Origin of the sequence: Bremerella sp. JC817 (assembly GCF_040718835.1) — a bacterium.
In the GTDB taxonomy this organism is placed as follows: domain Bacteria; phylum Planctomycetota; class Planctomycetia; order Pirellulales; family Pirellulaceae; genus Bremerella.
Genome location: NZ_JBFEFG010000267.1, coordinates 362,900 through 384,270, shown reverse-complemented (window position 1 = coordinate 384,270; position 21,371 = coordinate 362,900). Strand labels below are relative to the sequence as shown.

24 protein-coding genes and 2 tRNA genes are annotated in these 21,371 nt (G+C 53.8%); 18 read left to right on the top strand and 8 right to left on the bottom strand.

Translation table 11 applies throughout. The features are described 5' to 3' along the window. Nucleotides 1–82 precede the first annotated feature (82 nt). The 4 genes from AB1L30_RS10295 to AB1L30_RS10280 all read right to left on the bottom strand — a co-directional run bounded on the left by AB1L30_RS10295 (nucleotide 83) and on the right by AB1L30_RS10280 (nucleotide 7,605). Entirely contained in the window at nucleotides 83–1,258 is a 1,176-nt protein-coding gene (locus tag AB1L30_RS10295) for a restriction endonuclease subunit S (protein WP_367013332.1), read from the bottom strand. After that, entirely contained in the window at nucleotides 1,255–2,916 is a 1,662-nt protein-coding gene (locus AB1L30_RS10290; RefSeq protein ID WP_367013331.1) for a class I SAM-dependent DNA methyltransferase, read from the bottom strand. Before AB1L30_RS10290 ends, AB1L30_RS10295 begins: the two co-directional genes overlap by 4 nt. A gap of 30 nt (nucleotides 2,917–2,946) precedes the next feature. Further along, a complete protein-coding gene (locus AB1L30_RS10285) occupies nucleotides 2,947–6,330 on the bottom strand; it encodes a DEAD/DEAH box helicase family protein (RefSeq protein ID WP_367013330.1) in 3,384 nt (1,127 codons plus the stop codon). Between the two features lie 78 nt (nucleotides 6,331–6,408). Then, entirely contained in the window at nucleotides 6,409–7,605 is a 1,197-nt protein-coding gene (locus AB1L30_RS10280; RefSeq protein WP_367013329.1) for a sigma 54-interacting transcriptional regulator, read from the bottom strand. Nucleotides 7,606–8,133: 528 nt separating this feature from the next. On the opposite strand from AB1L30_RS10280, the gene AB1L30_RS10275 reads away from it, so the two are divergent. From AB1L30_RS10275 to AB1L30_RS10230, 10 genes are all read left to right on the top strand, one after another. Further along, nucleotides 8,134–8,517 carry an ArdC family protein gene (locus AB1L30_RS10275; RefSeq protein WP_367013328.1) on the top strand — a complete coding sequence of 128 codons (384 nt, stop codon included), beginning with the start codon at nucleotides 8,134–8,136 and terminating at the stop codon, nucleotides 8,515–8,517. 30 nt (nucleotides 8,518–8,547) lie between these two features. Then, complete coding sequence (locus AB1L30_RS10270; RefSeq protein WP_367013327.1) at nucleotides 8,548–9,036, top strand: zincin-like metallopeptidase domain-containing protein; 489 nt, start codon at nucleotides 8,548–8,550, stop codon at nucleotides 9,034–9,036. A gap of 119 nt (nucleotides 9,037–9,155) precedes the next feature. Next, complete coding sequence (locus AB1L30_RS10265) at nucleotides 9,156–9,770, top strand: hypothetical protein (protein WP_367013326.1); 615 nt, start codon at nucleotides 9,156–9,158, stop codon at nucleotides 9,768–9,770. A 64-nt stretch (nucleotides 9,771–9,834) separates the two neighbouring features. Then, entirely contained in the window at nucleotides 9,835–10,062 is a 228-nt protein-coding gene (locus tag AB1L30_RS10260; protein ID WP_367013325.1) for a hypothetical protein, read from the top strand. A gap of 53 nt (nucleotides 10,063–10,115) precedes the next feature. Then, entirely contained in the window at nucleotides 10,116–11,057 is a 942-nt protein-coding gene (locus tag AB1L30_RS10255; protein ID WP_367013324.1) for a Holliday junction DNA helicase RuvB C-terminal domain-containing protein, read from the top strand. 102 nt (nucleotides 11,058–11,159) lie between these two features. Further along, entirely contained in the window at nucleotides 11,160–11,573 is a 414-nt protein-coding gene (locus AB1L30_RS10250; protein WP_367013323.1) for a hypothetical protein, read from the top strand. A 155-nt stretch (nucleotides 11,574–11,728) separates the two neighbouring features. After that, nucleotides 11,729–12,661 carry a tyrosine-type recombinase/integrase gene (locus tag AB1L30_RS10245; protein ID WP_367013322.1) on the top strand — a complete coding sequence of 311 codons (933 nt, stop codon included), beginning with the start codon at nucleotides 11,729–11,731 and terminating at the stop codon, nucleotides 12,659–12,661. A gap of 57 nt (nucleotides 12,662–12,718) precedes the next feature. Then, nucleotides 12,719–13,408, top strand: coding sequence for a carbonic anhydrase family protein (locus AB1L30_RS10240; protein ID WP_367013321.1), 690 nt, complete (start codon nucleotides 12,719–12,721; stop codon nucleotides 13,406–13,408). 156 nt (nucleotides 13,409–13,564) lie between these two features. Further along, nucleotides 13,565–13,789, top strand: a complete 225-nt coding sequence (locus tag AB1L30_RS10235; protein ID WP_367013320.1) for a hypothetical protein — start codon at nucleotides 13,565–13,567, stop codon at nucleotides 13,787–13,789. 62 nt (nucleotides 13,790–13,851) lie between these two features. Beyond that, nucleotides 13,852–14,268, top strand: coding sequence for a hypothetical protein (locus AB1L30_RS10230; RefSeq protein ID WP_367013319.1), 417 nt, complete (start codon nucleotides 13,852–13,854; stop codon nucleotides 14,266–14,268). 22 nt (nucleotides 14,269–14,290) lie between these two features. Here AB1L30_RS10230 and AB1L30_RS10225 read toward each other — a convergent pair whose 3' ends face one another. Beyond that, nucleotides 14,291–14,596: a hypothetical protein gene (locus tag AB1L30_RS10225; RefSeq protein ID WP_367013318.1), complete on the bottom strand. Its 306-nt coding sequence runs from the start codon at nucleotides 14,594–14,596 to the stop codon at nucleotides 14,291–14,293. A gap of 85 nt (nucleotides 14,597–14,681) precedes the next feature. Here AB1L30_RS10225 and AB1L30_RS10220 point away from each other — a divergent pair, with 85 nt between their 5' ends. From AB1L30_RS10220 to AB1L30_RS10190, 7 genes are all read left to right on the top strand, one after another. Beyond that, nucleotides 14,682–15,089: a hypothetical protein gene (locus AB1L30_RS10220; RefSeq protein ID WP_367013317.1), complete on the top strand. Its 408-nt coding sequence runs from the start codon at nucleotides 14,682–14,684 to the stop codon at nucleotides 15,087–15,089. A 127-nt stretch (nucleotides 15,090–15,216) separates the two neighbouring features. Further along, on the top strand, nucleotides 15,217–15,510 hold the full coding sequence (locus tag AB1L30_RS10215) for a hypothetical protein (RefSeq protein WP_367013316.1): 294 nt from the start codon (nucleotides 15,217–15,219) through the stop codon (nucleotides 15,508–15,510). Nucleotides 15,511–15,565: 55 nt separating this feature from the next. Beyond that, complete coding sequence (locus tag AB1L30_RS10210; protein WP_367013315.1) at nucleotides 15,566–15,811, top strand: hypothetical protein; 246 nt, start codon at nucleotides 15,566–15,568, stop codon at nucleotides 15,809–15,811. Nucleotides 15,812–15,957: 146 nt separating this feature from the next. Further along, nucleotides 15,958–16,128 (top strand): hypothetical protein, encoded by a 171-nt coding sequence (locus AB1L30_RS10205; protein ID WP_367013314.1) that lies wholly within the window; start codon nucleotides 15,958–15,960, stop codon nucleotides 16,126–16,128. Between the two features lie 710 nt (nucleotides 16,129–16,838). Further along, the gene (locus AB1L30_RS10200) at nucleotides 16,839–18,260 is read left to right on the top strand and encodes a hypothetical protein (RefSeq protein WP_367013313.1); all 1,422 of its coding nucleotides are present in this window, start codon (nucleotides 16,839–16,841) and stop codon (nucleotides 18,258–18,260) included. A 25-nt stretch (nucleotides 18,261–18,285) separates the two neighbouring features. After that, nucleotides 18,286–18,360 (top strand) — tRNA-Gln (locus tag AB1L30_RS10195). Nucleotides 18,361–18,385: 25 nt separating this feature from the next. Next, nucleotides 18,386–18,460, top strand: a tRNA-Lys gene (locus AB1L30_RS10190). Nucleotides 18,461–18,501: 41 nt separating this feature from the next. Here the strand turns inward: AB1L30_RS10190 and AB1L30_RS10185 are convergent. Together AB1L30_RS10185 and AB1L30_RS10180 are read right to left on the bottom strand one after the other, a co-directional pair. After that, the gene (locus tag AB1L30_RS10185) at nucleotides 18,502–19,020 is read right to left on the bottom strand and encodes a SprT-like domain-containing protein (RefSeq protein WP_367013312.1); all 519 of its coding nucleotides are present in this window, start codon (nucleotides 19,018–19,020) and stop codon (nucleotides 18,502–18,504) included. Continuing rightward, on the bottom strand, nucleotides 19,013–20,095 hold the full coding sequence (locus AB1L30_RS10180; RefSeq protein ID WP_367013311.1) for a hypothetical protein: 1,083 nt from the start codon (nucleotides 20,093–20,095) through the stop codon (nucleotides 19,013–19,015). The genes AB1L30_RS10185 and AB1L30_RS10180 overlap by 8 nt, the downstream gene beginning before the upstream one ends. A gap of 189 nt (nucleotides 20,096–20,284) precedes the next feature. On the opposite strand from AB1L30_RS10180, the gene AB1L30_RS10175 reads away from it, so the two are divergent. Next, complete coding sequence (locus AB1L30_RS10175; protein ID WP_367013310.1) at nucleotides 20,285–20,743, top strand: HEAT repeat domain-containing protein; 459 nt, start codon at nucleotides 20,285–20,287, stop codon at nucleotides 20,741–20,743. Here AB1L30_RS10175 and AB1L30_RS10170 read toward each other — a convergent pair whose 3' ends face one another. Then, nucleotides 20,744–21,193, bottom strand: a complete 450-nt coding sequence (locus AB1L30_RS10170) for a hypothetical protein (protein ID WP_367013309.1) — start codon at nucleotides 21,191–21,193, stop codon at nucleotides 20,744–20,746. It abuts the gene before it with no gap. Nucleotides 21,194–21,371 lie beyond the last annotated feature (178 nt).

The following is a 21,371-nucleotide window of genomic DNA, read 5'->3' as shown; positions in this document are numbered from 1 at the left end:
ATTTGAAGTCGGACGAACGAAGTGACCAACAGATGAGGTCAACATGGGTTCGGACATTGTTGGGCAAGCTCCGCAACATTGATTACAGCTCCCCCTTGAAGGCAAGTTGAACGAGGGAGTTGAAGAGGTCATCCGTTTCCGAGTGAGCAGTCGTAAGTGACGCTAGGACCGAACTAAAAGACTCGACGCGTTTCTCAAACTCCATCTGCTCTGCAATAGAAACGTCTGGAATTCGCAGTGCTCCGATGCCTTTTGTGTTGATATTGTATTGGCCTGCCGAAGTACGGCATTTCTCACGGACGTTTCGTCGACCTGCTGGTGTTTGCAGTAATGACTGAAGAAACAGGGGACGCAGGCGATCAAGATGAAGACGAGCACGAATCAAATAGGACGCGTAAATGATTTCATCAGAATCCAGTCCTGCGGCATTCATCTGTGATGGGGCGAAGACCGCACATCGACCAACATAGTCGGGATTCCCATTCGTTCGAACGAAGAGAACGTCTCCCTCCAAGAGCTTTAGTTTCTCAAGCTCGTTGTCTGACGCATCGACCGTTTTTAGGTCGGTAAGATCGATGATGCCGCGAACGATATTGGGGATTCGAAGAGTCGTGTATCCACCCTCACCGGACTTATTGGATGTTCCGTATCGAAGTTCAACCAAGTAGTCACTCAGGTCGGTCCATTGCACGGACGACAACTTGTGCGAGAACATTTCGTGGAATAGTGATTCTGTAAGTGCCCCAAACTGGTCAATCGCCTCTTGCCGCTTACGGCGGATGGCGTCGGCTTTGTCGAGGATGTCGGCGATCCGCTTCTGCTCCGACAGCGGTAGGACCGGTATTTCGAGGTCGCGAATCTGGTCAGTAGTTAAATTCTTAAATATTGCCCCGACAGCACCACTTCCACTCCGCGTCTTCACGAAGTCGAGATAGCGATAGAGAAATGCTGGAAATACTCGGCCTAAGTCGAGGTTTCGCAATCCCACAAAACCGTCATGGATACAAGCATCCGTAGTGAGAATTGCGGGAAGACCGGGAGCACCACTTACAGCAATTACTACGTCGCCAGCTCTCATCGGACGACTACGAGCCGCTCCCTCTTCTGTAAGAGAGTCGATTCGTGGAGTGACATACATGCCATCGCGAGTGACATCCGCAACCATCAATCTTGGTACAGGACCTCCATAGAATCGGCTATCACCTTTTGGTCTTGGACTGCTCCCACGGACAACTTCACATATATCTTGAATTCTCATCCGAGCATCGCCTCCAGCTCTTCAAGATCTGACGCGATCTCGGCTTCCAGCTCCTTCAAGCGTCCGATGATGATGTTAGGCGGGTCGTATTGCTCTTCCTCGTGAACAATTTCTTGGTAACGATTGATCGAGAGGTCAAAGGCGTTCTCTTCGATCTCTGACTTTGTCGCGAAGAAAGCGTTCGCAGTGCGATCCTCGAAGTGCTTTTTTCCGACACCGCCATTCCATTTGGACCATGCTCCTCGCAAGACATCCAAGTCCTGCCAGTCGTCATCGTCTCCGATTTTGTCGCGTTTGTCGTCGAGGGTCTTGCCGTCTGCCTGCACGTCGAAGAAGAAGACGTTGTCGGTCTGACCTCCCTTGGTGAAGAGCAGTATCGCGGTGCTGACACCGGCATAGGGACGGAACACACCAGACGGAAGTTTGATGACTGCTTCGAGCTGGTTCTCTTCAACAAGCATCTTCCGCAGCTCCTTGTGGGCCTTGGACGAACCGAAGGTGACGCCATCGGGAACGATGACGGCACAGCGGCCACCGAGTTTGAGCATTCGCAGTATCAGCACGATGAACAGCAGCTCGGTCTTCTTCGTCTTGACCTTGCCAGTCAGCGTCTTGTGGACATCTTCCTCATCCAGCGAACCCTTGAATGGTGGATTGGCGAGGATGAGGTCAAAGGCATCTTCCGCCCAGCGGCGAGTTTCCTTGCGGTCGGTGAAGTTGGTGCTGAGTGTGTCCTGATAATTGATGTCGGGCGTGTCGATTTCATGCAGCATCATGTTCATCGCGGCGATGCGAAGCATGGTCACGTCGAAGTCAAAGCCATGAAACATCTCACTTTTGATGTGCTTCCACTGTTGTGGCGTGATCAGGTCACCGGTGTAGGTCTTGCCGCCCGTTTCTTCATCGACATGGATTCCGTCTGGCGAAGTGAAGTGCTCCCGCAATGCTTCCATGAACTGCACCAGAAAGCCGCCCGTGCCGCAGGCTGGATCGCCAACCGTCCACGAGATTGCTTCCTGTTCGTTCCCTGCGAGGACCAGGTCGACCATCAGGTCGATGACGTGTCTGGGCGTGCGGAACTGACCATTGATCCCAGCCGTGGTCAGCTTGCCTAGCAGATACTCGTACAGATCGCCCTTCGTGTCTCCCTGAGTCAGCGGCAGGGCTTCGATCATGTTGATGGCCGACATCAACAGCGACGGCTTGTTGATCATCAGCGTGGCGTCCTTCATATACTGGTTGAAGGTGTTCTTCCGACCCTCATTCGACGAAGCTTCTTCCTCCTGTCCCATTACACGAAAATGAGGGAAGACCTCGTCACGGACGATCTTCAGCACCTTTTCCGCGTCGGCTTCCTGCTTCAGGTGACTCCAACGCAGGTGCTGCTTGCCGCGTGGAAAGTAGACCCCAGCGAACGGCTTGCCCGGATTCTTGCGAGACCATTTCTTCTCTTCGGTGCTCTCTCGCATGTCGAGCAGACGGGCAAACATCAGGAAGGAAATCTGTTCGATGACGGTCAGCGGATTGGTGATGCCGCCCGTCCAGAATTCCTCCCAGAGTTTATTGATCTGACTCTTCAGTTGACCAGTTATCATTTTCAGTCGTCCTGCCTGATTATTGTTGATCCCCACGTCGGAAGTTGTGTCTGCGGTTTGCATTGAACCTCGTCCTTGGGATTTGAAGGTTGATTAGTCGGAGTTGGCTTGAAATGAGCCAATGATTTCAAACAGCTCATCCGCCAAGGACTGCTCAAACAGTCCATCTAAGCTGTCGCTATGCAGCGTGGTGAAAGGCGGTTCGTAAAGATCGTCCGTCTTAATGGAGCCGAATTTCGCGATGTGGTTCTGGAGCAAGTCCAAGAACTTGATCTGATGGGAAGCGAGGTTCGGATGAGTCTGTACAAATTTTGTAAACCGCTCACGAACCGCGTCGGCGTCCATTCCGATGATTTCTCGAATGGCCTGATCGAGCGATTCGGCCTGCTTGAAGTAGTCCATTAGGTCGTGCAGGTCGAGACCCGGTTCCTGAGTCAGGACCAGTGAGCAGAGGTCTTCGAGATCATTCTCTGTGACGGGTTCGCCAAGTCGAATCTTTCGCAGCGTGTCGTTCTGGTCGATGATGGCTTGCAAGACGTTGTTGACGCGATTTCGGTACGCGACCATGTCCAGATCGTCGAGTTTGTCCAAACGGACCTTATGCTTTTTGCGTTCGATGTCCGCTTCGTCTTCCTTCACGTCGATGATGATCGGATCGAGCTTGACGACTTCGTCCTTACGACGGAATTGGATAACGCCGCGAAGCTGGTCGCGGATTTCTTCGAGATCACCAACGGTGACCTCATCCCAGAACTCTTCGCTCTTGACGCGTTCGATAACGGGCAGCTTCAACTTCACCTGAGACAGGTTGATTCGCAAACTGCTGACCAGATTGACGACAGCATCGCGGAGATCGGCGAACTTGTTGCTACCGCGAATGAGTTCCGCCTGAAGTTGGGCGATGAGCCGGTCGAACTTGTAGGCTTCCTCGAATTTTGCGATGTCCACCCATTGCATGAGCGGAGCGATGTTCTGTTGCAGCGTGGCCTTGGTAGCCGCGTCAAACTGGCGAACCGTTTCTTCAGACGAGACGGATTGCACCTGCGGCCATTTTTCCTTAACGGGGATACTGCCCTTTGGGAGATCGGCGATCTGCTTGCTGATCAAGCTCGCGGCAATCTCGAACCCGGCATTGTGCTGCTTCTCCAACGCAGCTTCGGCCAATTTCATCCGGGCTTCAAAGACTCGTTCGCAAAGTGACTTCTGCCGAGTCGGTTCGGCCATCTTGTAGTCCTGCTCAAAGCGTTCGAAGTTCCCCCAATGGTCGAAAATCTGGAAGTGCGATTTGTCGATGTCCGGACCGAACAGATCAGGGCACAACCGGGTGCCACGCCCGATCATTTGCCAGAACTTCACGTAAGAATAGACAGGCTTGGCGAACACGAGATTGACGCACTCAGGCACGTCCACGCCGGTATCGAGCATGTCCACGGAGATCGCGATGGTCAGTTCGGGATTGGTGCCGTCGCCTTTGAAGTCATCGATCATCGACTCGGCACGAGGATCATCACTGACGACCGTTTGACAGAATTTGCCGCCGTACTGCGGGTACATTTCATTGAACAGTTCCTCCATGAGGCGAGCGTGTTTGATGCTCCGTGCAAAGATGATCGTCTTGCCGATGCGACTGCCGACACGGATACCGTGATCCATCAGATTCCTAAGGATGTGGCGATTTGTGTCCTTGTTGTAGACGACCTTGTCCACGGCCCCCTGTTCAAACTCAATCGCCTGTGGCAGTACTTCGTCTTCCTCCAACTGACGACGTTGCTCTTCCGTCATCTTGGAGTACTTAATGCCGGATCGCAGGAACGGCGTTGTATGTGTATCGACTTCGAACGGAACAAGGTGCTTCTGTGCAACCGCTGTTGGGTAGTCGTAGTTTGAAGTGGGATCTCCTTCATCGCACTCAAAGATCTTGAAGGTGTTTCGTGCAACGAAATCGACGGGCGTGGCGGTGAGGCCAAGCTGGTAGCAGTCGAAATACTCAAACAGTTGTCGATACCGGTTGTAGAGACTGCGGTGTGATTCGTCGGCGATGATCAGATCGAAGTAGCCTGTATCAAATGACTCGTAGATCTTCATCATGGCCGGGTAGGTCGAAAGAAAGATCCGATCCTTCGTGTTACCTGCCGTGGCCCCCGTGACGTATGTTCTCGGAAGTGACGGCAGGAACTCGTTGAATGCGTTGTTCGCCTGCCGACGTAATTCGCGACGGTCACAGAGAAACAAGATTCGTTTCGCCCAATTCGCTTTGACCATCGCGTCACAAAGCGAGATCGCGACACGAGTCTTACCGGTGCCGGTGGCCTGAACGATCAGTGCCTTGCGTTTCTTTTCCGCGAACTGCTCAACCACACGGCGGACCGCTTCGATCTGGTACATGCGACCGGCGATGTCGGGATTTGCCGACACTTCACTGACTGGCTTCTTGGCACCGCGTTGGAAGTGCATGTGCTGAAGGCTGTCTTTGGAATAAAATCCGTAGATCTTTCGCGGTGGTTCCCCGGCAGCGTCGTTCCAAATCCACAAGTCGTACCCGTTGGTGTAGAAAATCACAGGACGTTGGCCGTGCTTCTTTTCCAGAGCGTCGGCGTAGAGTTCGGCTTGCTTCCGACCTTCTGTAGCATTCTTGCTGGTACGCTTCGCTTCGAGGACCGCCAGCGGCTTGCCGTTATTGTCCATCAACACGTAGTCAGCTGCACCTTCACCGGATGGCGTGGGCTGACCAGTCACCGGGTACTCTTTTTTTACCTCTTCAGTGTCGGTGATGCCTTTGGCAACGTTCCACCCCTCGTCGGCGAGCATCTGGTCAATCAGGTAATTGCGAGTCTCTTCTTCACTGAACGCCATCGGGTCGATGGATTGCAGCTTCGCGGTGGACTGCAACGCAGCTTCCAACGCGGCCTGTCGTTCCTCAGCGGTGGCAACCGCTTGTTCAGCACGCGACCTTTCCTTTTCGAGATCGGCGAGAAGCTTCTGCATTTGAGCTTCTTGAGCCGCCACGCGTTCCAGAATGGCCCGCTTTTCACGCCGTTGCTTAAATCCCTCAACTCCACCTTCAGGAGGTTCCGCGTATTCAGAGCAGTCGGTGGCATTGCCACCCGCGTAGTTGACGTGGAGCCAACGGGCCACGTTGTAAGCTTCACGCGTCAACCGCAATGCGGTCGTGGTATCGCCTTTGTTTCCATGAGCCGCGTTGTTGCCTTCCATGCGAAGAGCATGGAGCTTGGAGAGTACGACTTCTGGGACAACGTCTTTGAACGGTTGGTTGTGCAGAAGATCGTTGAGATTCGCTCGATATGGTTTAGGAAGTCGTTCGTGATGGTGAATCCATTCAACGATCTGTTCGCAGAAGACTCGCAGCTTCGAGATCGAGCCAACAGGGTCGGGATGTGCGTACGCTTCCGCAAAGCCACCAAGCCCTGACAGCTCTGGCCACTTCGGTCGAAGGAACTCGAAGTTGAGTGATTTCATGAGTAGGTCACGTCCCGTATTCATGCCGGACCCATAAGGCACGGGGCGTGCCAATCGGTCGGCGGTGCATCAGATTATTCATGACTCAGTGCTCCAGTTACCTGTGATACCGAGGCGTTTGAGCTGGGCGTCCAACGTCTGGTAGTTCTTCATTCCCAACAGCCGAGCGGCCTTGGCTTTCACGCCCCCGGACTCCTCCATCGCCCGTCGCAAGTATTGGCGGCGTATGTCGTTAAGGTGCTCTTCAAGGTCGAATTCATCGCCGAGCGGACGAACCAAAGCCACCGAAAGTTGATTGCTCGAATTCGGCATTTCCGCGATGGAAGCGGCCACTTCTTTCCGACCAATTATTTTTCCGTCCGTGAGTACTGCTGCCTGCATCAAGGCGTTATAGAGCTGCCGAACATTCCCCTGCCAAAGCTGCGTTTTCACAAACGAAATTGCGGAGGCAGAAAGGGATTTGTGCTCGTAGCCGGGCTGATCGGCTTCGAATTGAGCGTTCAAGAGACCCAAGAACCGTTCGGCGATCTTGGGAATGTCGGTCTTCCGATCCCGAAGCGGAGGCAGGCTGATCGAGATCCCCGCCAATCGGTAGTACAGGTCCTCTCGGAACTCACCTTTGCGGATCGCGGCGAACAGGTCTTTGTTCGTCGCGGCGATGATTCTTACATCGACTCTGCGATCCTTGTCGTCGCCTAGTCGCTGAATGTATCGAACGGACGGTCCCTCGCCGGTGACCGGCTGGAGGACGCGGAGCAGCTTGGCCTGAGTCTCCAGATCGCATTCTCCGATCTCGTCCAAGAAGACTGTTCCACCATCGGCTACTTCAAAGAGCCCCTTTCGCTCGGCATCGGCACCTGTGAACGCCCCTTTAGTGTGACCAAACAGTTCCGATTCGAGCAGCGATTTTGCGAGTGCGGCACAGTTGACGGACCTCATCGGTTTGTGGCGTCTGTTGCTCGCTTTATGAATTGCTTGGGCGAACATTTCCTTGCCAGTGCCGCTTTCGCCGACCAGCAGGACCGACACGTTTCGTATGGCAGCACGCTTGGCACGCCCAACGGCATCGCGAATTGCTCGACTCTCACCAGCGATGTCTTCGAAGCCTTCAATTTCAGCCGGTGCCTGTGCTGCAAGATGCTGAAGATGAGCATCAGGATCGCGAAGAACCTCCGGTATGACATCAATCAAATCAAATGGAACATCGGTGATCCACGAGTTGCCGCCATAGGTTTCATAGAACGTCGCCGGGAACCTAGTTTTCCCCAGCAGCAACCAGACAGCAGCCATTGCGGGAGTGCCGGGACTCAGGTGAAGACACAGGTCCGTATTAGCCCATGTTTTGGATGACTTGATCGATTCTAATTCGCGATTGGCGATTTCAAAGATGGAGGCGTAGTCGGTGGGCTTTGCGAGTTCGACTTCACGAAGCTGCGGCTTCTCTCCTAGCCACTTCGCGAACCAACCGTTGAACTCGTGCGAGTAGTTCGTCAGCAACCGGATTTCGTCGAAGTCCTGAGTCTCGACGAGAGTCTTGGTCGGTCCAAGATCAGACTTTTCAGGCAGCTTACCGCCAAGCGTGGACATGAGTTTCTCGCACCGCGACTGCGAACTGTTCGCGGCCAACGCACGCAAATCGGAATGACCGATCCACTGAAGGAGAATCTTCTTTCGACGCATGGCACCATCCTGTTTGTTGAAACACAAACAAATTTGTATCAGAGATCGCCGCGATTGGCAATCATCCCGTCACGGACCAGAGCGAACCATTGTCACCAACCAACCTTCAACGGGAGAACGACAATGGCAAAGTCCACGAAAGACATTCAGGCAGAGATCACCAACAAGATTGTCGAGTCGCTCAAGGCTGGTACGATCCCTTGGCGAAAGCCGTGGTCGTCCTCACCGAACTGCGGTTCACCAGCGAACGTCGTGAGCGGGAAAAGATACAGAGGCATCAATCCTCTGATTCTGGAATTGCACCGGCAAACCCACAATTTTACGAACAAGTGGTACGCCACGTTCAATCAGTGGCGAGACCTCGGTGCCTCGGTCATGCGACGACCGGACCATGTGAAACCGGGTGAGTGGGGGGCGGGCATCATTTACTATGCCCCAATCAAGAAAACCAAAGAAGATCCGAAGACGGGCGAAGAAGTAGAAGTCGAATTCGCCATGCTCAAGTAGTACACGGTTTTCTCGGCTGAACAAGTCGAATTGCCGGACCACCTGCGGCATCTCGTAGATGTCGAACCGGAAACGACGAACGATGAGTTCGTGGATTTTGCACCGGCTAAAATCGCTATCGCTGCGACGGAAGCGGACATACGTTTCGGCGGTGATCGCTGTTTTTATCGCCCGGCGACCGACCATATTCAAATGGTACCGAAGCACCGTTTTGAGCATGAGAAGGAATTCTACTCGACGCTGTTGCATGAACTGTCTCACTGGTCGGAGAAGCGGTGTGAATGGACCGGCAACTATGCTGAAGGAGAACTTCGGGCCGAGATCGCAGCGGCGTTCATGTGCTCCGAGTTGGAGATTCCGCAAAGCGACGACTTGAGCAACGTCAATGCTTATCTGCAAAACTGGCTCAAGGCGTTGAATGATGACCCTCGCTTCATCTTCAAGGCGTCCGCTGCTGCGAGCAAAGCGGCTGACTTCGTGCTGAGCTTCAGCCGAAAAGAAGAACCGGTCTCCGTCTGATCTGACGACCAAAGAGCCAGCGACTCACCCTCGCTGGCTCTTTCTGTATCATCGCTACTCATCGTCGGACCAATCGCAGTTCACCGTGACGGTAACTCAACCCAAACGGAGGACAATTGATGGCAACGACCACGCATCTTGGCGACTTGACAATCGAGGAAGCGGCGAAGGAGTCTTCTGGCAACTGGCGGACCTTCGAGTGTTTTGTGTGGTGGCGGGAAGAAGAACTCGAATCCCCCAATGATTGGATGATCCACTACACGCATCATCGTGACAGCGGACTTCTGGACCAGAGCAACGCAGAAAAGATCCGAGAAGCACTCGCACCATTCACCGAGGGCGACGATCCCGACGTGGTGGAAGAATCACACTCTCATTGGGCTGTCGGGCACATCGACGGGTTCAGCCTGCGAGTGTTCCGTGATGGCGAAATCACCGAGGCGTTTCGGACCTTTCACGGACTGATGGAGTCGCTGGCGGAGTATCCGATTCTCGATGAGGAGGACTACAGCAATCGGGAGTACGAAGCGACCGTCGAGAACATCGTCGATGCCGCTTGGCGGCTGCGTGACGACTACGACCTGCCGGAGGACTGGCAGTACGAAGTTTATGGCTGGTTGTCGGACCACGAGTGCAGCGAACTCGAAAGCACCAGTGACCAAGGCTGCTATCCATCTGAAGACGCATTGCGTCGGGTGATGAACGCACTCTTCGAGCGAGTCGAAGACGAGTGAGTGGACCCACGACGAAGGACAACGGTCAACGCTGGTCGGTGTCCTTCAACCAAGCGAGCAACGCATGAAACAACGAACACTCAAAGAAGAGATCCGAGACAACCAGCGGCACTTCAAATATGAGCGGATGCTGCATCGAATCCGCCTTCGCATTTTCGAGTACGAAGAATCTAGCAAGCTCGAAAAGGCCCAGCGTGTGATCGCCAAGTGCAAAGCGATTTGCGGACCACGATGGGAAGCAAGGCAGAAGCAAATCCAAGACCGACATCTTCATCGAGTCTGGGATCGCTGACGCCCTTGACATTTCGTCTCAGGACCGGACCAATCTGAAGGATGAACCACTCAATGCCCAAATCAGAACCGATCATTACCAGCCTGAACCACGTGGTCGGGCAGCAACGTGCCGTCACTGTGCTTCGAACCGCACTCGATGCCTACTGGCACGACCGCTCCAAGAGCGACGGCAAGGAAGCGTTCCCGCATTTGCTGATGTGCGGACCGGGCGGCACAGGCAAGACGCTTTTGACCGAACTGATCGCCAAAGAACTCTGTACCGAATGCCACGTCGAGTTAGCTCAGAACATTGGCAACATCGGACAGATGCAAGGGCTGCTCATGATGTTGGAATCAGAGCACATCCTGTTGATCGATGAGATTCACGAATTGAGCGAGACCGTGCAGGTTTCACTCTACCGAGCCATCGAAGAACGCAAACTGTTCCTTGGTGGCAATCGAAAGCCGGTGACGTTGCCGCCGTTCACTTTGATCGGTGCGACGACGGATGAATATCTGCTAACACCAAGTATGCGGGACCGCTTCAAGATTCTGTTGCGGTTGCAGCACTACTCGCACGATGAGATGGCGATGCTCATTGACCAACGAGCCAAGCGTCTTGGTTGGGGAATTGATGCTGTATCTGTGACACATCTGTCGGCACGATCACGGGGCGTACCTCGTTTGGCTGTGCGACTCTTGGAGTCTGCGAAAAGAGTCGCTTCATCAAAGGGGTTGGACCGAATCGAACCAACGCACGTCGAAGAAATGCTCGCTATCGAAGGGATCGACTCACTCGGTTTTGATCCGGTGGAACAGCGATACCTGATGTTGTTGAAGGAAAGTCAGGGACCGGTGCGACTCAATGTTCTCGCCACGCATCTCGGCCTGCCCAAACAGACCATCGAGATGTTCGAGCGTGACTTCATTCGTCTCGGCCTGATCACCAAAGGCGACAAGGGAAGAGCATTGACACCGAGGGGAGTCGAGCATTTGAACGGGCCGAGTGCCTAATTTTTTTGTGCCGGACCAGTCCGGTTTCTGTGAGGAGATCATTCGATGAGTGTGGGAGCCATGACAGACAATCAACCGAGAGCCGCAATCACCGTGTCCAAGATGTGTTCGCTTCTGGACATAAGCCGTAGCCAATTCTACTGGCACGTTCGCAAGGGGACGTTTCATGCCCCGCTCAAGCTGAGCAACGGGCGACCCTACTACAACGCCAGTCAGGTTGAGGACAATCTCAAGGCACGGGAACTCGGCATCGGGGTGAACGGGGAATACGTTCTCTTCTACCAGCGAGATACCGAGACGCCCAAAGCGACGACGCTAGCACAGCTGAAGCCCAAACCGAAGCAGGACCACACCGAGTTAATGGATGGACTGTCGGCACTTGGTTTGACCGGACTGACGACCTCCGCCGTGGCCGATGCGGTCGATCATTGCTACCCGCAAGGCACTGTCGGTCAGGACGAAAACGACATTCTCCGCACAGTATTCCGACACCTGAAGCGTGCGGGGGTTGGCTGATTATCGTTCCGATTGTGGCTTGAGTCCGTAGGAAGACCGTTGGTGTTAGTTCGGACCACGTGCGAAGTGTGTCGGAGATTGATCGGAGTCGGTTTGATCTTCGTTGGATATGCGTTTGAAAGCTGTTTGATTCTTGTGAGAAAGGTGTGCGAAAGATGACAGAAGTCCGATCCGAAAACCGTGCGGAATTAAGCAACATAAGTCCCGTTATCTTGCGTTCGCCTGAATCAAGCAGCGAAGTCCTCGGACCGATCAACCAGCAAGCGGACAATGACGAGCAACTCATCGAGATCTGGCTGCATGGTCGTCCCAAGAACACTCAGCAAGCTTACAGTCGAGAAGTGCGACGGTTTCTTGATGCGATGAACAAGCCACTTCGCTCCATCAAGCTGCTTGACATTCAGCAGTACACCGACAATGTCCCACCATGCCTAAAGGAGTCGTCGGTAAAGCGAGCGTTGTCAGCGATCAAGAGTCTGTTCGCCTTTGGGTTCCGGCTCGGCTACCTGTCGTTTGACATCGGTCGAGCCATGAAACTGCCGACGTTCCGTGATGAACTGGCGGACCGGATTCTCAGCGAGACGGACGTACTGCGGATCATCAGTCTCGAACCTCAGCCTCGGAACCGTGCTTTGCTCCTGACGCTCTATGGTGGCGGATTCCGAGTCTCGGAAATCTGCTCACTCAAGTGGCGTCATTTACAGGAGCGAGACTCTGCTGGTCAGATCACGGTGTTCGGCAAAGGCGGCAAGACTCGGACCGTACTGATTCCGCAATCGGTGTGGGAAGCCTTGATTAAGCTGCGAGACAGCGAGTCATCAGAAGCACCGGTTTTTCGCAGCCGGAAGAAAGGTCATCTCGATGAGTCTGCCATCTGGCGTATTGTGAAGAAGGCGTCGGAGCGTGCTGGTATCGACAAAGATGTGTCTTGCCATTGGTTTCGACACGCCCATGCTTCACACGCTCTGGACCGGGGCTGTCCTATCCACTTGGTTCAGGCCACGCTGGGGCATTCATCGATTTCAACGACAGGGCGTTACTTGCACGCACGACCAACTGAATCGAGTGGGAATTACTTGCCATTCTAGGTTAAACTGACCGCTGGTTAGTTCATATCCGTAAAAAAACGAAAAGGGAGAAATTCGATGTCAGCGGACTCGTCCTACATGCCTCAACAGTCGCCGGTCAACATAGTCTCGCCTTTAACGATGTATGTCGCTCTTGCATCAGACTATTTGGTAGTGTCCTACCCCGACGAACCGTTGTCGGGGCACTTCGATCATGATTTCTATTTCGATGCCCCGCCATCACTTACCTTCGAAGGAATGTCTGCCAGCCTTGAGCGAATTCACATTCATTCTCGGAGCGAACATTTACTGGATGGACAAGATTTTGACTTTGAAATCCACTTTGTTCACCCGTTGTCGTCCACGATCCCCGAAACGGGAGAGCAGCGTTATCTTGTTCTTGGAGTCTTCTTCAAAGAAGACTCCGCAAGCACGACGCCCAAATCTATTCGTGCTCTGAATGAGTTAATGAAATCGAACACTCGGCTGTTGAAGAAAGAGGGAGGAGATGATCCCGCACCGGAGGCAGATGTGAATCCCCGTGATTTTCTTCCGTCAGATCTCAGCAAATACTTCCGATATGAAGGATCTCTCACGACACCGCACAAAGACAGCGAACCAAATCCTGAAATCGTGAGTTGGGTGGTTTTTCCCGAACTGGTGACCGTTAATCCAGACGACGTTGCGGAGTTGAAGGAATATGCTCAAGACACCGCTCGTGAACCACAGCCGCTCTACAGAAGATTTGTACTCCGCTCGTTTGAGTGAGTGCCTGAGCATTAGAGGGACCAACTGGCATCGTTATCACCAACTTTCACGTTCACGGAGAAAGCGATGACGACAATAACCAGAACGGCAGTGGCGAACGGAGCAGATAAGATTCAACGAAAGGCGGCAAGTAATGCAGACGCCGTGTAATCCGGCGTGAACATCGTCGCTATCGTTGGATCATTTCACCGACATCTACTCGCTCTGCAACAAAGCGGCGTTCGTGGTGAAGAACGCTTTAACCATCCGGTCGCCCTTAGCTTCACGAGCAAGCTCAACTCGCTGTGTCGTATGACTCACGACCGGGAACTCGATGGCCTCAGTGCCGTTCGTCGGATCGAGCGGGGCGAAGCCGTGGAGTATGAAGTGATCCTGCTCTGATCGTGGTCGGACCGTCCTGTCGTGGTGTTGGCAATCAACCTTCACCACGACAGGAGACGGACATGACAAGCACTCGCTGCGAACGACAGGGACAAATCGAGATCGGAATCATCGAGCATGAGGGACGGGAATTCGCTGCCATCGGTGCGTCCGTCGTCGGTCGAAGCATTACGGGCTACACGAAAGGGGAACACTACGGCATCATGCTGACGACGTGGTGCGGAAAGGTCATGCTGGATTGTCGCTACGAGATCGTCGAGCGGTACTGGACCGGATCAATCGCTCTGATATTTCGCTTGACTCGTGGGCGGTTCATCATCGGCTACGCACTCGGCGATGGAATGCTCTTCCGGGGCGAACTCATCGACAACTGCACCGATGATGATGCCCGTCGTCAAGCAGTGTATCTCGCTCAGTTCTTCGGCGATCTTGATGCCGAAGACGAGGAAACGTTCCAAACGGAACACGCCGAAGCGTAGACGGACCGAAGACGTGATCGTCTCATCTGATACGAGCAATCTGATCAGTGAGGTACGACTCTAAGTAGGACCAGATGCCGCACTCCCGCATATACTGCTCGGCAAGCTCCATCTTGGATTGCCGAGCAGTGTTTTGCGGGATGACTGCTTCGGGTATTCGATCAACATGCAGATAGTTTTGTTGGAGAAGCAGTTTGGCCTTGAGCAAAGGTGCTACTTCCCTTCGTTGCGGGGATTCCTCTGCCGATCCGGTTGTCTCCCATTCCTCCAAGATGTGAATCAGCGTCTTGAAGTCATCGTGAGTGAATTCTGCGTCGAGCACTGCCATCGTGTTTCATCTCCTTGTCGTACTAAGGCGAGTGTTGGGACCGCCCGTTGCTCGTGTCATTCAACCCCGAACAGGAGACACGAGCATGACAACGATCACCGCAAACGGAACATTTTATGGCCACGAACTCAAGGACATGCCGGTCATCAATCCGGGCGATTGGTTCGGCAAGACTTGGCTTATCGAAATCGGCGGCAGCTACTCGCCGTTCTTTCTCATCGTCGAGGCCGAGAGCATGTCGGACGCCATCGACGAACTGGCGGACAATGAGAAGTACGGCCACCACATCGTCGTTGAAGAAGCGGACCTCGGCGACTACCCGGAAGATGATCGGCAATACGGTCCCAGCGGTCAGGTGCTCGATCTGGATCACCTGATGATCCACGGGCAGGAGGGAAGCAAGACGCCATTCCCCTGTACGTATCACGGCGAGGGTTTGCCTGTCGAGGGCGTGAAGCCAACCGAGTTCTGTTGGGATGAGATCGACGCATAGCGAACAACCGAAGGATGAAGAGCCGGGGCAAGGATGCTCCGGCTCTTTTCGTTTGGCGACCGGGAGAAGCCGAGATCGGACCAGTCAGTTGAAGCATCACCAACCCACTTCAACTCAAGGAGACACGATGGTCACCGCCAACAACAAGAAACCACGCTTCGCATTGGGGCAGGTAGTCGCAACACCGGGAGCATTGGATGCCCTGCAAGCCGCAGGTCAGACGCCGATGGAACTGCTGCAACGTCACGTTGTCCTCGATCCGGGCGAACTCGACAAAGAGGACCAACAAACCAACGAGGAAGCGGTTACCAACGGCGAGCGAATCCTATCGAGCTATCTGCTCAAGGATGGGACGAAGATCTGGGTCATCACCGAAGCAGACCGTTCTTCGACGTGCCTTCTTCTCCCTGACGAATACTGATCGGACCAACGACCAGCACCAGAACAATCACCTTCACTTTTCAGGAGACGAACGCATGTGTGATCCGACCGAAACAGTCCGCCGTGAGATGGTCGCTGAGATCAACGCCGAAACGGGCAGCAGGGAGTACCTCGAAGCGAAGCACGGTCAGGTGTGGGACACGAGCCAGCTTCAGCAGGAGTTCGAGGTTCTCGGCTTCATGGCTCCTCTGGTTGTCGCTCGTCGCCGTGACGACGGGACCAGAGGCAGTCTGATGTTCCAAGCCAATCCACGCTTCTACTTCTCGTGGTCTCCTGAGTGATGGGGTTGGTGGAGGGTTCGCCGGGCTTCGGCTCGGCGGACCTCTTCTTCACCATGAAAGGATTATAGATGACAACAGCAACACGATTTTCACGACTGTGTCCCATCTCTAAGCAGCTGTTTCGGACCCATGGACCGGCAGGCACAATGGTCGTTGACAAGCTTGCGGAAGTGATCAACCTGACACCAAAGGAGTTCTCGACTGGATCATTCGGTTATGCCGGGACCGGCAAGATCGAGATCTTCGTGGCCGACTCGCTGGTGAAATGTCACGTCTCGGTCGTCGTAACAGTTATTGACAGCAAGCACGCCGAATAAGAGTGTTATTCAGGAGAAAGAGAAGCGTATCATTACCCGCAAAACGGAACTCGAACAACCAAACATGTTCTTGAACCACTACACCTGCTACCGCTGCGGCGAGGATTGGACCGACGTTTGGGATTGTCAGGTCGATGACGACTGCCCGCACTACGGAGCACGGCATTGTCCGCCCGGCAAATGAAAAGTACGCCGTGACTGCAACGTAGAGGGTGTAGAGGTCACCGCCGAAAGGCACGAGCGGTTCGTCGAGTCGGTTGGGACGGTGGACCGACTCAAACAGGACTGGGACTGCTACTGAATAGCATCATGGCCGGGAGGGACCAAGTCGTCCGAGTGGTGGTTTGGTCGCATTTCTTCGAACCCAATAATTCCAGACGTTTTCTCACAAGCGAGTTCCTCACCCCCGGCCAGTGGATCGATACCGCTGGTTGCATTTTTTATAACTCCCAAATCTGAAGTGTTTCCGTGTGGGCTGAAGCGTCTGTGAAAAGCCAAATCGAAAAATCGCCGCCGATCCTCTTTTCGTAACACGGAGGGATCGCCATCCGAACCAAGACTTTTGGCCCGTGTCTCTACAAGGAGGAAAGGACATGCGGTAGAGGTCGCATTGTGGTATTCTTGCCTTCTGTGACCAGAGAGTGGTCATACCTCATTTCATCGGAAAGTGCGTTGCGATCTTTTTGGTCTGGCCGCAGCCAGTGAGCACGATGGTTCTACACGAAGCACATCAATCAAGTGAAGATGTTCTGCACTCGCTGTTTTGTTCCCTTGACGAGCGGCGACAGCCGGAGGATGTGGCGAAAGAGATTGTCACTATCCTTGATTGTACTTCTGGCGAACGCCGGGTTCTGAACAAAGCGGCCAAGTCACGCCAGCGAGAATATTGGTCGTCGATGAGCGGCGACTTCGCTCGTCCCGTTGACATGGACAGGCAGCTAAGAGTTGCCGAGCAACTATTCGGGCATCCCGTCTCTTTCTCACCCGATGATCTCGAACAAATTGAGCAGTGGGTCAGGAATGCCGAGCAGTCAATCGGAAAGGCGTTTGGTAAGAACGACTTCAAGTTCGACCGCCTTCCGAAAGAGGAACGGGCCAAGCTGGGGATCGAATTATCACGCCGCCAGTACAACAAGCGATTCCGCTTGGCGGCTCGTCTCGAACACAAAATGCACCGGCTTGCACGAGAGCAATTCAAGCGGTCGTTGACGTTGGCAAGCAAGAACCGTTTGGCATCTGACATCGATTGGGAAGATTTCAAAGCTGATGTGGATACGGCGTGTTTTGTTGCGTATTACGTGGCACGCTGTAACCTTCGCAGCGTGTTCACAAACGCCACCCAAGTCCGCCCATTCGACGAGATTTGTGATGTTTTATTCAAGCGATGCTTAAAGCACCGAGACAGGACCAACTGGTGGGCCATCGCTCACGTCTATCCAGTAACCGAAGTCCTTGCAATGCTCGATGACGAGATGAAAGGAATTCTGTTAGGACGCTACTTTGACCGGCTTTGTGGAGCCGCCACACTGCTTCAAGAGTTATGGGGCACGAACAAGTTTCGGGATGACATGGTGGTTCAACGAGGGAACGACTCATCGACATGGAATGTGACTGCCGGGGCTTGGAACAAGCTGCGGGAAGGATGGTTCTCGTTGCTCTACAGTCTCGGCCTGACGGACAGCGTGGAGAAGGTCTGTCCGGGCAAAGTGTTGCGACTGATGGCTGCTGATGTGGCCTACTGGCATAGGGCGTCTGGTGGCGATGTCCACCCAGACACGCATGTTTGGAAGGAGCTTCCGTCACCGTGGGAAGTCTTGAGCGGAGCGAAGGTGTGTCCTCGTACCCTCGTTGAAGAGGTCTGTCATCGCTACGGTATAGATCCGGTGAAGTCCGGCTGGACGGCTCCGAAACCCGGACGAACTATCGAGAAGTTTACGCCAACGCCGGAACTTGTTCATGGTGTTGTTGTATCATCGCCGGAACTCGCATCACTTTTCCGGAAGTGCGGCGTGTTTTCTGGGAAAATCCTTAATTCACAGATCTGGACGGAGCGTCCTGAACTGGAAGCTGTGGACGAAGTACGCTCTCTCCATCTCCATCAGCAGGAGGAAAGGGCGGACGAGAAACGATAGGCATAATATTGTAGAATGTCGATGTGGTGATGTAGCTCAGCGTGGTAGAGCACTCGGCTCTGTAACCGAGCGGACGCTGGTTCAACCCCAGCCATCACCTTTTCGGATTCCGCAGTGGAGAATTCGGCGGTGTAGTTCAGCGTGGTAGAACTCTCGGCTCTTCATCCGGGTAGACGCTGGTTCGACCCCAGCCGCCGCCGATCTCCACAGGAATAGATGCTGCCGCAACCATCGGAGTTCCTCAGAGAGTTAGTTCAATCGATGCAGCATCGACTTGCATTCCGCAGATCGTGCATTGAAGCAATCCCCCTCGCTTCAATGCAGCAAAATCTCGTCTGCTGACGTGACAACGATTGGCCTTCGTGCATTCTCGGACGTGGAAAAAGTTGATCCCAACGAGATCAATGTTGTGCGTAACTACCGGCTCGACTCCGCACTTCACCATTGCCTGCCGCCATTCAATGCCGTGAGGTTTGATGGCAAGGCCATGCAGATGGTAGGCGACGATGTGACAGGCTTCATGAATGAGCGTCTCTCGACGCTGCTCCCTTGTCGCCCGTTCCCAGATCATGGGGCTGATGCGAATGCGTCCACGAGGCGGACATGTTCCATAACCAGCATCGGCGAACTTGCGGGTGAACCGTTTGTTCCACCGCACTCGGATCATGCTCGACAAGCAGCTCACGTCGTTGCAGCCGAGGGCGAAGTCGAGCCAATCACGGATCATTTCACTGTCTGTCAGTTGCATCTCCTCATACATGGGCAACGAACTTCTGAATTGGAGGATGCTGGTTGAGGAAGCCGTTGATCAACGAACGCATCTCGTCCATTGTTGCCTGAAACAGTTTTGTCGCTTGTCTTCGTTTCTCCTCGATTTTGGCGTTTTCAGCATCGATGTTTTGGTTTTGTTGAGCAATTTTGGCTTCTTCTCGCTTTCGATTAGCATCCCACGAGTTCAGGTGGTCCTGTCGCTGGGCTTGATGTTCGAGTTCAGCCTTCTTGTCGGCATTTCGCTGACGAAAAAGGTTCCAAACAAGCAGCGAACCAATACCCAGAAAGGGCAAAATGCAAACGCTGCCGCCAAGTGCATTTGGTTCCTGCTGCACGAGCATTGAGATTGTCACCAGCAAAAACAACAGTCCAAAGCCACACATGATTACGCCACAGCCACCGCCAACAAAGGCCAATGCCGTTGCTCCCGAACTGGTAACCGGCTGCTTAGTCGGTGGTTGCTTCCGAAACTCCTTGGGCAACTTGGCGTGCTTCTTCTTCGGAAACGCCCTGTCTGCGTCGAAGCCGGTAGCCTTTCTTTGGTAGTAGACACCAAGCAATTGTTCAAACTGTTCAAGTTCTTCGAATTGGTGACGTGGCAGTCCAGTTAGCAAACCTTTGGCTCGTGCCACCAGACCGTCGAAGTGCTTTTTGTCACTAAGGTCGGTCAGGTCAGCCGTAGAGAAACCGTTTCTGGGGCGATCCAGAATCTCGAACAGCCGCTTCGTGCCGAACGCAACGGAAATGGGATCTCCAAATTCCTCTGTTTCATTGAGAAACTTCTCAAACTGAAACATGACTTCCTTTAGCTCACGCTCCTTTTGAACCTGCTCGAAGTGAGTCGCCTGCATGTGGGCAATCTGGTCGAGGATGCTCGCCATGTGGCCGAGAAATTGGTTGGTGCGGCACGCTTCACTATGAACCTGAGCGAGGATCTGGTTCGTCTGAAATTGCTGGACGTTTTGAGCGACCAAGAGTCCGATCTTAGCTGCATCGGTCATGTTCCGACGCCGGATTTCCTTCTGGTATTCGCTATCTCGTCGAATCAGTTCGTAGTCACTCATGTGTTTGTGGCTTCCTCTCGTGCTGCTCGTGGTTGAGTAGCGTCACTACTGGTCCGCAATCTCCTCAATGTTTTGAGCGGGTGCTGACACTGAAGTGGCTCAAAATGGACCACGGCTTCACGAATTCTTCATAGAGGCGTGAGCCAATCATCCGTCGAGATTCGCTCCTGAAGGTGAAGGAGACCTGCCATGACCGTAGAACATCTGCCGAACTTGCTTCGACTGCTCGCCAACTCAACCACGCCGCATACGTCGCTCGAACTATGGGAACGAATCACCGCATTCGGCTGGGACGAGTGCGTATCGTGCCTGATGCAGGAGCTTGAGACAGGCGAACCCGACGTGAAACGCCTCGTGATGGGCGTTCTGTGGGAAGAACTCGAACATCTTGGATCACAACGGGTTCAGCCGTTTGTTCCGCTCATTCTGCCACTGCTCAATGATCCTGACCGCCTTGTTCGTATGGCAGCGATTCAGGCCGTGCGAGACCTGCATCTGAGTGAGGCAATCCCTCAGCTTCGCCGGATCGTTTGCGAGGATGAACGACCTCTGGCCGCTGAAACGTTGGCCGCCCTGATGGAGTTGGACGATGAACTGCTCGACGATCTGATTCAGTCGGTTCGGGAGAAGCTGAACGAGCAGAAATGATTACCGCCCCATCTTGAGAACAATCCACTTCGAGCCAGTCCATCGCCACCAGTTATTCTCATGCCAGTGAGCATCGCACTGAGGGCAACGGAATGGTTTATTGGCCTTCACAAGAACTGGTTGATGACAACCGGGACAGTTTGTGTTCGGCTTCCGACCGGTCACTCGGACCTGCTCGCTGTCGTTGTTCAGCGGAACACCGATTGAATCATAAAACGGGTCGCCACCGCTTCGCCTAATCGCTTCGTGTCCTTCTGGGTCAAAGAGCTTCACAAAACCATTTGTGAACAACCTTGATGCCTGCCAGAAGACAAACAATGTTCCGAAGAAGGCGGGAAGCACAAAAATTGCCCAAGGTGCGAGGATCAACGCCAAGACGATCCCCACCGGCGAACATAGTAGGATGAACCGGAGTTGAACCAGCCAGTGTGGTGTGCGGTCGTTCGTCAAAGGGTACTCCTTGATAGCGGACTAAAACGGGATCTCGTCATGGTCCATTTCTGGGGAATCAAGCGGCATGTCGAGGATGTAGCCGATACAGTTGCATCGTTCGCAACGCTCGGCCCAATGCGTGCTCGCTTCTTCGTTCATGGCCCAGAGTCGCCCCTCGCCCTCACAATCAGGGCAG